At 45.9% G+C, this 10,833-nt stretch carries 9 protein-coding genes; 8 read left to right on the top strand and 1 reads right to left on the bottom strand.

The features are described from left to right. Nucleotides 1-50: 50 nt before the first annotated feature. Nucleotides 51-1,067: a helix-turn-helix domain-containing protein gene (locus tag QWZ04_RS11455; protein WP_290328075.1), complete on the bottom strand. Its 1,017-nt coding sequence runs from the start codon at nt 1,065-1,067 to the stop codon at nt 51-53. A 233-nt stretch (nt 1,068-1,300) separates the two neighbouring features. On the opposite strand from QWZ04_RS11455, the gene QWZ04_RS11460 reads away from it, so the two are divergent. The 8 genes from QWZ04_RS11460 (at nt 1,301) to QWZ04_RS11495 (ending at nt 10,748) form a co-directional block, all read left to right on the top strand. Beyond that, complete coding sequence (locus QWZ04_RS11460; RefSeq protein ID WP_290328077.1) at nt 1,301-2,608, top strand: acetyl-CoA hydrolase/transferase family protein; 1,308 nt, start codon at nt 1,301-1,303, stop codon at nt 2,606-2,608. Nucleotides 2,609-2,619: 11 nt separating this feature from the next. After that, nucleotides 2,620-4,776 carry a fatty acid oxidation complex subunit alpha FadB gene (gene fadB / locus QWZ04_RS11465; protein WP_290328079.1) on the top strand — a complete coding sequence of 719 codons (2,157 nt, stop codon included), beginning with the start codon at nt 2,620-2,622 and terminating at the stop codon, nt 4,774-4,776. A gap of 14 nt (nt 4,777-4,790) precedes the next feature. After that, a complete protein-coding gene (gene fadA / locus QWZ04_RS11470; RefSeq protein WP_290328080.1) occupies nt 4,791-5,951 on the top strand; it encodes an acetyl-CoA C-acyltransferase FadA in 1,161 nt (386 codons plus the stop codon). Nucleotides 5,952-6,127: 176 nt separating this feature from the next. Next, the gene (locus QWZ04_RS11475; RefSeq protein ID WP_290328083.1) at nt 6,128-7,492 is read left to right on the top strand and encodes a serine hydrolase domain-containing protein; all 1,365 of its coding nucleotides are present in this window, start codon (nt 6,128-6,130) and stop codon (nt 7,490-7,492) included. A 162-nt stretch (nt 7,493-7,654) separates the two neighbouring features. Continuing rightward, nucleotides 7,655-8,545, top strand: coding sequence for a LysR family transcriptional regulator (locus QWZ04_RS11480; RefSeq protein ID WP_290328084.1), 891 nt, complete (start codon nt 7,655-7,657; stop codon nt 8,543-8,545). A 390-nt stretch (nt 8,546-8,935) separates the two neighbouring features. Next, nucleotides 8,936-9,733 (top strand): hypothetical protein, encoded by a 798-nt coding sequence (locus QWZ04_RS11485; RefSeq protein WP_290328086.1) that lies wholly within the window; start codon nt 8,936-8,938, stop codon nt 9,731-9,733. 227 nt (nt 9,734-9,960) lie between these two features. Further along, nucleotides 9,961-10,572 carry an acyltransferase gene (locus tag QWZ04_RS11490; protein ID WP_290328088.1) on the top strand — a complete coding sequence of 204 codons (612 nt, stop codon included), beginning with the start codon at nt 9,961-9,963 and terminating at the stop codon, nt 10,570-10,572. Between the two features lie 53 nt (nt 10,573-10,625). Next, nucleotides 10,626-10,748, top strand: a complete 123-nt coding sequence (locus tag QWZ04_RS11495; protein WP_290328090.1) for a hypothetical protein — start codon at nt 10,626-10,628, stop codon at nt 10,746-10,748. Nucleotides 10,749-10,833: the final 85 nt, after the last annotated feature.

A 10,833-nucleotide genomic window follows, 5' to 3' on the forward strand; every position in this document is an offset into this window, starting at 1 on the left:
TTAGCGATTCAAGACAACCTGACATTCTTTGATACGCATCATATTCAGTCTTACCTCTCCGTAATCTCTTGCCTTATTGATATTGGTGATACACCTGTCCACCTTTTAAAAGCGCGCGAGAAAGTACTTAAGTCCGAAAAGCCAAGTTGGTAGGCAATTTCGGTCATATTAACTTTTCCGGCATCAAGTAGGTGCAGCGCCTTCTCTAGCTTGTATTTTTCAACCACCCCTCGATAGCTGGTGTTTTGCTGCGCAAGATGTCGGTTTAACGTGCGTAAGTTCATATTCAGCGCATTTGCGATGACAGGACCATTGATGTCCACTAAATTACTCTGGTTGTTGAGAAAATGATAAATCAGAAGAATCAAATCATCTTTTTTTAAACGTTCCGCTTCTTGTCGCAATAGGTTTATGCAACAAAAATGGAGGTTTTTGTCACTATGGTCGAGAGGAATATAGAGAAAATGTTTGGGAATAATCAGCTTACGAATAGGTGAGCCTTCCACTATCACGCAACGCATTTCCTTTTCAAGTAGCGCATTATCTGCCTCGTGGTAGCGATGTTCGATCAAACAAACATCCAGCGTCACTTTAATACTGCTGAGTACTTTGTGAATAATTTTTATCACAACCGCGATAAACAACGTAATCCCGAGGTAACTGACTTTTGAATCGTTACCAAGCGACTCCGCATCCATAACCCAAAGCTCGGCATTACCTTGGCGATCGCGCTTATAGTTCAGCCGTACAGGCGCACTCAAAACGATCACGAATTCTTGCAATACACTCAGCAAACTATCGAGATCTTGTGCCGTCCATAGCGCGGTCGAAAAGCTTCCAAACGTCAGCGACTCTACTGTATCAGCGATATTGGCCAACATTATTGGTGTCTCATTCTGCTTATAAGCTTGATAAAGAATGGTGCGTAAATCTTGTACATTTACTCTACCCTCTTCATTGTAGTTAATGGCTTCGACCACTGATGCTTCAGCTATCGGCTGAAATAGCTTCATCCAGCCAGCATGCACAGAAAGCGCATTGTCAAACATGGATTTTTTATTATTCATATCATTGAATGTCCTAAATTTGTGGCTCAATACACAAAGGTCAATAGTGACTCAACTTGCATACTATCTGTCTTAAAAAGCAAAGCATTGACCTTCATCAACAGAGTAAGCTGTACGCAGTGAAACGGACTTTCTTCCCTACATAAATCAAATTGGACATGATGCATCGGAAATTTTCACGGTAGAGAAGTCGATGTCGAATAGTTCAATATGCGAAAACAGAGAGCATCACTATGACTGATTGGAAAAATCAATTCGCCGAAAAAATCATCTCATTAGAGTCGGCAGTAGGCAAAATTGAATCGGGTGATAAAATTTGGGCTGGCGGTTTGTTGTCAATGCCTGTCGCCTTCCTTCAAGAACTCGACAAACATCTAGAGCAATTCCACGGCTGTGAGCTATACACTGGCCTGATGACCTACCCATATGAGTTCCTAAAACCTCAATACAAAGAGAATTTTAAACACGTTAGTCTGTTTATGGGGCCGTTGGAGCGTAAGTGCCAGCATGGTGGGAATATTGAAGTAATGAACTTCCACTTTTCTAACTTCAAACAGACATTTGCAGCATTAAAACCGAATGCAGTTATCATTGAGGTCACACCGCCGAATGCAGACGGTTACGTAAGCCTAGGGGCATGCGGTGGTGTCGGCAGCAAAGAAGCGCTGAAGTACGCGAAGAAAGTTATTTTTGCGGTTAACGATCAGCAGCCATTCATCGGCAACAAAGACAACCTCGTCCATGTTGACTACGCCGACTTTATCGTTGAAGGCCACCACAGCATTGCAATGCCAAAAGCGGGGGAGCCAAGCGAACTTGAACAACAAATCGCTCAGCACGTTAGCCCATTCGTAAGAAATGGCATGACGGTACAAATTGGTATTGGCACCATTTCCAACGCCTTGGGCATGGCGCTGTGTGATCACCAAGACCTAGGTATTCACACTGAAATGTTTACCGAATCTCTTATGGAAATGTGTACAGCTGGCGCAGTTAGCGGCAAGCTAAAAAACTACAAGCCGAATAAAATCGTGACTGCGTTTGCTGCAGGACCGCAAGAAGTAATGGACTACCTACACAACAACGAAGCCATTGAAATGGGCGGGATGGCTGATGTCGTCGATGCTTATGAAGTGGCAAAGAACGACAACTTTGTATCGATCAATACGTGTGTGATGGTTGACGTCGTTGGCCAAGTCGCATCTGAAGGTGTGGGTTTCTCACAAATTTCTGGATCTGGAGGTCAACTCGACTTTGTTCGTGCTGCGGGCATGTCTAAAGGAGGAGTGAGCATTCTAGCCCTGTCTTCGACTCGCGATGGCAAAGACGGTTTTGAGTCAAATATTCGTATCGCACTTCCAGCAGGGACACCAATCACAACACCTCGCAATGACACTCAAGTTGTTGTCACTGAATACGGCGCAGCGGACCTACGTGGTTTAACGACCCCACAACGTGTGAAAGCACTCATCAACATTGCTCATCCAGAGTTTAGAGATGAACTTCATGAGAAAGCAACAAAACTAGGTCTAGCCAAATAAGGAGCCCAATTATGTACAAAGGTCAATTTTTCACCCTAAGCACTTTGGGCGACAAGCAAGCCGTAGAGCTGGTTTTTAACGCTGAAAAAGATCCAGTGAATACATTACGCAATGCCGCACTCACTGAACTTGAAGTGTGTATTACGCTACTTGAACAAGACAAACCGAAAGGCTTAATCATTCATTCTGGAAAAGCGCTGTTTAGTGCGGGGGCCGACGTAAAAGCCTTCCGTGAATTATTCAAAGAGGGCGACGCAGCGATTACGCCGTTCCTAGATTGGGTTCACTCAATCTACAATCGCGTAGAAGATCTCGATTGCCCTAAAGTGGCAATTATCAATGGTGTGGCGGCAGGCGGTGGTGTAGAGCTTTCTCTATTGGCTGATTACCGTTTGGCAACAACAGATGCAAAAATCAGTTTGCCAGAAGTTAAGTTAGGCATTATGCCTGGTTGGGGCGGCGTAACACGTCTTCCACGTATTGTTGGTGTTGATACTGCTCTGGGCTGGTTGACCACGGGTAGAAACTTCTCGGCTGAAAAAGCATTAAGCGATCACGTTGTAGACGGCATCATCGACCCAAGCCAAGAAAATCCGGTTGAGCAAGCGCTGCGCGTAATCGAGCGTGCACAACGTGGTGAACTGGATTGGCAAGCGCGTCAAGAAGAAAAGCGTCAAGCACTTCCAATGAACGAGCTAGAGTTGACGATGTCCATCAATGTCGCTCGTGGCATGGTGGCAAAAGCGGCGGGTCCTCACTATCCAGCCCCTGGTATTATTCTCGATACCGTATTCAACGCCGCACGTTGTACACGTGATGACGCGCTGAAAATTGAAGCCAAGGGCATTGTGGCTTGTGCAGAGAGCGGAGTGGCAGACGCGCTAGTGAATGTTTTTCTAAGCGACATGGCAGCAAAAGCCGCAGCTAAGAAACACGCAGAGCAGCCTGAAGTGAGTAAAACAGCGCAAGTCGGCGTTATCGGAGCTGGCATCATGGGGGGCGGTATTGCCTACGTGAGCGCAGATCGTGGCATTGATGTGGTGATGAAAGACATTAATAAGCAAGGTCTTGATCTTGGTCTTTCGGAAGCGAACAACCTTCTAACGAAGCAAGTTGAACGTAAGAAGAAGACCCCACGCGAGATGGGTAATGTCCTAAATCGCATCGTGCCAACGCTGCATGATGCGACACTGGTAGGCACCGATATGATCATCGAAGCGGTGGTTGAAAACCCAATGGTGAAAGAAAAAGTATTGGCTCAACTTGAAGAGATAGCACCGAACGCCATCATCGCATCAAACACATCGACGCTGAAGATCAGTGGGCTCGCTCAGGCACTGAAAAAACCTGAAAACTTCTGTGGCATCCACTTCTTCAACCCTGTACACCGTATGCCGCTAGTCGAAGTGATTCGTGGCGAAAAGACGTCAACAGAGACTATCGCTAAAGCTGTTAATTATGTTCTCCAATTAGGCAAAGTGCCTGTTGTGGTTAACGACTGTGCAGGCTTCTTGGTTAACCGTTGTTTAACCCCTTACTTCCTAGCGTTCAACCAACTGCTAGTTGACGGTGGCAGCATTGCGCAAGCAGACAAAGTCATGAGTAAAGGCTTTGGATGGCCGATGGGTCCTGCGCACCTTGCTGATGTGATTGGCCTTGATACGGCCAAACATTGTATGGATGTAATGGACGAAGCTTTCCCTGAACGTCTAGGTAAACCTTTAGTAAACCTAATCGAAATGCTATGTGAGCACAAAAAACTGGGTCAGAAATCTGAACACGGCTTCTACAGCTACAGTAAAGACCGTAAAGGTCGTTTACAGCCGTCACTGAGCGTTGATACTCAAGCGCTACTTGACAATGAATGCGGCGTACCAGCGGTATTTAGCGATGAGCAAGTGACTATGCGCATGATGTTACCAATGATGTTTGAAGCGATTCGCTGCCTCGATGAAGGTATCATCAACTCGCCTCAAGAGGGCGATATAGCCTTTGTGTATGGTACGGGATTCCCTCCTTTCCGTGGCGGTATTTTCTACTACATGGACAGCCTTGGTCTCGAGAACTTAATGGAAATAGCACAAAAATACGAATCACTGGGTTCACTTTACGCAATACCTCAAGGTCTGATTGAACGTGCCAATAACAACCAAAGCTTTTACGCCTAATTAGGAGAATAAAAATGAAAAATGTAGTGATTGTTGATGCTATCCGTACTCCTATGGATAAATCAAAGAATGGTGTTTTTCGCCACGTACGTGCGGACGATCTGTCTGCGCATCTAATGAAAAGCATGATTGAGCGTCAACCTAATCTTGATGCAGCACTCATTGACGACGTCATTTGGGGCTGTGTGCAACAGACTGAGGAACAAGGTGCTAACCTAGCTCGCGTTGCTGCCCTGCAAGCTGGCCTTCCGGAAACCGTGCCAGCGACCACCGTCAACAGACTATGTGGTTCATCGATGGATGCATTGCACATGGCAACGCGTGCCATCAAAGCGGGCGACTCAGATGTGGTGCTTGTCGGTGGTGTTGAACACATGGGCCACGTGCCGATGACAAAAGGCATCAGTATGAACCCATATAACCGCAACATGGCGCAAGCCTCTGCGATGATGGGACTTACTGCAGAAGCCCTTGGCAAGATGCATAAAGTGCCTCGTGAGGAACAAGATGAGCTAGGCGCTCGTTCTCATCGTCTTGCTCATCAAGCCACCCTTGAAGGTCGCTTTGATAATGAGATTGTCCCAACACTAGGCCACGATGCTGCGGGTCTACCAATTTTAGTACAACACGATGAAGTGATTCGACCAGAGACTACAGCAGAATCGTTGTCAACGCTTCGCCCTGTGTTTGACCCGCGCGGCACTGTAACGGCAGGTACATCGTCAGCACTGTCTGATGGCGCGTCATGTCTACTGGTGATGAGCGAAGAAAAAGCCATCGAGCTCGGTTTGAAAGCAAGAGCGCGAGTTATTGCTGCGACAAGTGCTGGTGTACCAGCAGCGATCATGGGTTATGGCCCTGTTCCAGCAACACAAAAAGCGCTGAAGAAAGCAGAATTAGACATTGACCAAATTGATTTTGCTGAAGTCAACGAAGCTTTTGCCGCTCAAGCGATTCCTTGTCTGAAAGATCTTGGTTTGTGGGAGCAGCGTGATGACAAAGTAAACTTGCATGGTGGCGCAATTTCACTGGGTCACCCTCTAGGTTGTTCAGGCGCACGTATTGTCGGTTCTCTTATCAATATCATGGAACAGCATGGCGGTCGCTATGGCCTTGCAACCATGTGTATTGGTATGGGCCAAGGCATCGCGACCATCATTGAACGTATTGAATAACGAAAACTAAAGTCAGACTAAGCCAAAGAGCTCTGTCCTACCCAGAGCTTTTCTTTGCTTAACGAAACTTGTATGGGATAACCATACATAATTGAATTTTTTGTTTGATCGTTCACGCTATCATAGTCATCGAAACAAACATCTTGTTCCTATAAATAACGTCCTTTGGAAAAATCATGAAGAAATTTGCCTTAACCACTTTAACATTTGCACTTACGTCAGCCACTGTGCAAGCGAATGTTCCAGCCGATCATCCTTTAGCTAAATATCTAAGTGCACCGGGTGCCTCGGTAAACTTGCCAGTTACCGCTGCAAAACAGTCTTTTGAACTTGATTTTGTGCAAGGCGCGTACGACAGCTTCGAAAGTTTCCATGCTCAAATGGGTGGTGACCATGCGCTTTATTACATGACCAACTTCAGCACTGTGATGCGCACCGACAATGTTAATCCTGCGGCCGAGCAAAAAATATTGGCGCGCAATATCAATAACAAAATCGGTAACATCACTGTTAAGACTGACAGCGAAGGTGAGCTGAAGATGGATGACTACTTCGTTCATCCAACATTCCGTCACCAAGGGGTGATGATGATCCACAAAGGCGAAGTGGTGTACGAAGCATACCCGGGTATGAAACCAACGGATTCACACGTTTGGATGTCATCATCAAAGACACTGACTGGCCTTATCACGGCAATGCTTGCGGAAGAAGGTCAGTTAGACATGAGTGCTTCAACCACGAAATACGTACCTGAACTTAAAGGCACAGCATGGGACAACGTCACTATCCTTGACTTAGTTAACCATACTGCTGGTCTTGAGCACGAAGAGAGCAACGAATCTATCCTTGACCCTGAAGGCGTATTCGTTCGCTTCATTAGTTCTGCGCTCGGCACTACCAATGGCTGCACTAAGGGTGAAACATGGCGTGACGTGCTAAAAGAAGTGCAACCACTAGAAAACGAAAAACCTGGCGACCGTTTCCGCTACTCATCACTTAACACGCACGTACTGGGCCAAGTGATTCAAAACGCAACCAATAAACGTTGGACTGACGTTGCTGAAGAGCGTATTTGGGGTAAATTGGGTGCACGCATGCCGCTACAGGTTCACTTAACACCTGACGGTACACCACTAAACCTAGCCATCATGTCTTCGACACTAGAAGATTTCGCTAAGTACGCAACTATGTACACACCAAGCTGGGATAAGGTAGCCCACGAGCAGGTAGTCACAGCGACTCTACTTGAGCGCATTCGCTCAGCAGGTAACGCAGACGCATTTGTCGGAGGTAACAAAGAAAACCAAGCGATTGGTCTATTTGGTGAAAAGCCAATGAAAGGTGCCTACCAGTTCGACTTCATTTTTGAAGATGGTGCCATGTACAAACACGGTAACTCTGGTCAAGGTATCTACGTTGATCCAGCACGTGACTTTGCAGCTGTTTACTTCGGAGCAACACCTTATGTGCCACCTTACGGTGAAATTAAAGCGCCTGCTTACTTCCGCAAAGTTGCAGAGCAACTAGCTAACGCAAAGTAAGCACACCAATTTATCGGGATAAGACCAAAGCCTAAGCGGAAACGTTTAGGCTTTTTATCCTATTAGTATTCTCGAAGCTAGGTGATTTATAATATAACTCCTGCTCATGACAATCGCAGCACAAACCAGTATCTTATATATCTTCGGCTATAAGGTTGCTCCATGATATCAATTGAACAGATTCACGCGTTTACTCTGGTTTATCAATACGGCTCGTACAGTGCCGCTGCCCGTGCAGCACATAAAGAGCGCAGCACAATTCGGGAGCAAGTGGTGAACTTAGAAGATATGGTTGGTGTTGAACTGTTCCAAATCAAGGGAAGAAAAGCCAAACCCACCAATGCGGCCCACCAGCTCATTTCACGGGCGACTAACTTAAGCAAACAAGCCAAAGATTTTGAACTCACGGCTTTCTCCTTGCTCGATGAGCCACTAGAAAAACTGATCGTAATGCATGATGACCAGATCCCAAGTGGCTGGATGAGCTCTGCCATTATGGAGATTAAACAGCAATACCCTCAACTGGCTATCGATGTAACGTGTGCCTCAAGAGGGCACGCTTACGAATTCCTCGAGCAAGGCCAATGTCACATTGCGATTATGTCCACCGAAGATTCCCCAAGAACCCAAGCTCGAATTGATTCGCACTATATTGGTAATCTAGCCCTTGGTGCCTATGTGAGCCCTGACTCTCCTCTAGCACAACAAAATAATGTTTCGATTGAGCGACTAAGACTCGAAACCCAGTTTGAACTGCCCCAAACTAAAGAAGGTGACTTGGGATGCTTTCGCGTATCGAACACCATTGAAAAAATCAGCTCTCTCAATCTCGTCAGTGCGCTACTCGCTCAAGGCGGTTGGATAGCACTGTCCTGTTCGTTGGCCGAACCATTTGTTCAACAAGGACTTCTGCAACCTCTCACACTTAATGAAGCAACGCGCAGTTATATGAGAGGCGTTTGCCTATTTTTTGGCTTAACCAGCAATAATCGAGACGAAATTCGTTTTGCACTAGATTGCTTTGATCAACATGCTCATCCGTACTTAGCTTGAATCAAATGCCGGCCTACTCAGCCGGCATTTTTAGATACCACAACAACCTTCTACCTCTCTTTTATTGGCATTCGCTGTCCTCGTTTCTCAACTGTGCTCATTATCTTCGCGTACATCACAAACTGAGTCCCCTAAGAAAGGATGACCAGAATCAACAAATTCCCCATTGTCCTAGCTGGCTAATCGACTGACCTAAAATGCAAAGCGCAAGGCAAGCTCTCTTGCTTTAATAACCCTACAAATTGGGTGACACAACGCGTATGAAAGTAAGAGCTTTTTTCCTCATTTTTCATATACGCTCGTCGTTATTTCATAATTCACTTAAGACCTTGCAAGGATGCATTTCTACCATGTTGGAACAAAAATCTGGTAATAACACAAGGTAAAACCATGAATAGAACTGCCGTTACCGCTTCACTCATTTTCGCATTTTCCAGTACTGCGATTGCCGAAGAACAAGAAAACGAAGTGATCAACCCATCTGATCTTACACGCGTTTATACCCAAGCTGCCGTCTTTCTAGACTCCAATGCTGACGTTCGAGTATCAGGAATGATGACAGGTGCATGGTCAGAAAACATTCAGTTTGCTGGCTTTGCAGAAGGTACATTTGGCAACGATGACGCTAAAGTTAATGGAAAACACAAACTTGGAACCGACTACCAGAAAGGGCGCGCGCAGTACTTTCAAGTCCATGCGCTAGATAACTCAGTGGTACCTCGTGTTGGTTTCTCAACCGATTTAATTCACCAAAACGGCGAAGCGGGTGCCGCACAAGACTCTGGCCTTAAAGACACGACACTATTTTCCGCAGGTGTCATTGGTCTGATCAACCCCGCCTACACCTTTGGTGCAAAAGTGTTCCCGAACATCGCTTACACCACTGGTAGCGTATTTGGTGAAAGTGCAGATGGCTACATGCTAAACATGTTCCTGACCAAAGAAATTGGCGACTCTGGCAGCTTCATTCAGTTCTCGCCAGAGTACTTCAAAGTAGAAGGCGATGTGGTATTGATGGAGTCAAGCAAGCTGAATTTCTTTGTCAGCGCACCGACTCGATCAGACCGTACTCAATGGTTAATGACTCGTTTTGAATACGGCTCAGCCGATGTTGTGTTGCCTGACGGTACTGAAATTAACAATGATCCTGAGCTGCGTGTCGAAATCGGCATGAAGTGGTTCTTTTAATTAGAGTCGTCCAAAGAGAGTAGTTCTACATAGGAGCAGTGCGCAACACTTTATAGCCAGACTCTTTATCCACAATATGGCACATTCTGCAATGCTCCATGCCCATGTAGCCATTTTATCGGATATCAATTTTACGCTATCGACACCAGTGACATTCGCTCGGCTGATTCTCCACTCCGTTTACCCAATCAATATTGAGCGAGAGTCGAGCCAGACCGAGCGAAACCATGTTTACACTTTACTGTCCGAACGTTGAACATCGTCGTTCTCGCTCAACTCACGTAAACAACATTAACCCAACAGACAATACAGAAACCATGATCATAAAACGCCCTGAACTGACAGATTTTGTCACGCTATTTCAGGAAATTATTGCTCATGTTAGGGACGACACAGTAAAAATTTTCCCAATAGAGAAATACCGTATTATCGAACTCGTCGAACAGTTGGTCTCAGATACGCTAGAACAGCAGCGAGTCGAAGTCAGACACATTCACCAAGCACTTGAATTGGTAGAACGCTTGTCGGTTGTGATTAACCTTAAGCGTTACGACCAGTTTAATCTGCTACTCGAGCGAGCTCGGAGCATGGCGACTTATTTGCTGAACAATGATGAGCCTCTCTCTTGCCAAGATGACGAGAAAATGCACCTGCTGTTCTCTTACCTTATGAATAGACAAATGATCTCACGGCCAACCCAACTCACGGAGGGCAATGGTCTTCATATTGCCACCGCATACCGCAAAGGCCTGCTCAACCTTAGTGAAGCGATTGACGCTTATCGCGCACAACTTGCATGCCAGCAACGCTTGCAATTTGTCCAGTTGCAACCTCGATAGGTCAGAAACAGCTTAAAGCACGTTAAAAAAATTCTTTAATCATAGAGAACTTTATGAAACGCTCACCGATCGCATTCGCGTTAACAGCGATGTTTTCCGGCTATAGCGCAGCCGCTATTGCTAATTCGACCTTTGACAATACACTGAGTCAAGATCAACACTCAATTGGTCGCTAATCATGGTCGGTAAGTTTAATGTGATTGAGATGATGCGCCCAGCCAGTTTCTATGGTGGAGGAACGCGTCATGGCTTTACGAACTT

The sequence above is a fragment of the Vibrio tapetis subsp. quintayensis genome (assembly GCF_030409945.1).
Taxonomy (GTDB): Bacteria; Pseudomonadota; Gammaproteobacteria; order Enterobacterales; family Vibrionaceae; genus Vibrio; species Vibrio quintayensis.

What these genes read in the sequence shown, in the direction of transcription:
- QWZ04_RS11480 (WP_290328084.1), top strand. Translation starts at nt 7,655, where the DNA reads ATGATATCAATTGAACAGATTCACGCGTTTACTCTGGTTTATCAATAC.
- fadA (WP_290328080.1), top strand. Translation starts at nt 4,791, where the DNA reads ATGAAAAATGTAGTGATTGTTGATGCTATCCGTACTCCTATGGATAAA.
- QWZ04_RS11495 (WP_290328090.1), top strand. Translation starts at nt 10,626, where the DNA reads ATGAAACGCTCACCGATCGCATTCGCGTTAACAGCGATGTTTTCCGGC.
- QWZ04_RS11490 (WP_290328088.1), top strand. Translation starts at nt 9,961, where the DNA reads ATGTTTACACTTTACTGTCCGAACGTTGAACATCGTCGTTCTCGCTCA.
- QWZ04_RS11455 (WP_290328075.1), bottom strand. Translation starts at nt 1,067, where the DNA reads ATGAATAATAAAAAATCCATGTTTGACAATGCGCTTTCTGTGCATGCT.
- QWZ04_RS11485 (WP_290328086.1), top strand. Translation starts at nt 8,936, where the DNA reads ATGAATAGAACTGCCGTTACCGCTTCACTCATTTTCGCATTTTCCAGT.
- fadB (WP_290328079.1), top strand. Translation starts at nt 2,620, where the DNA reads ATGTACAAAGGTCAATTTTTCACCCTAAGCACTTTGGGCGACAAGCAA.
- QWZ04_RS11475 (WP_290328083.1), top strand. Translation starts at nt 6,128, where the DNA reads ATGAAGAAATTTGCCTTAACCACTTTAACATTTGCACTTACGTCAGCC.
- QWZ04_RS11460 (WP_290328077.1), top strand. Translation starts at nt 1,301, where the DNA reads ATGACTGATTGGAAAAATCAATTCGCCGAAAAAATCATCTCATTAGAG.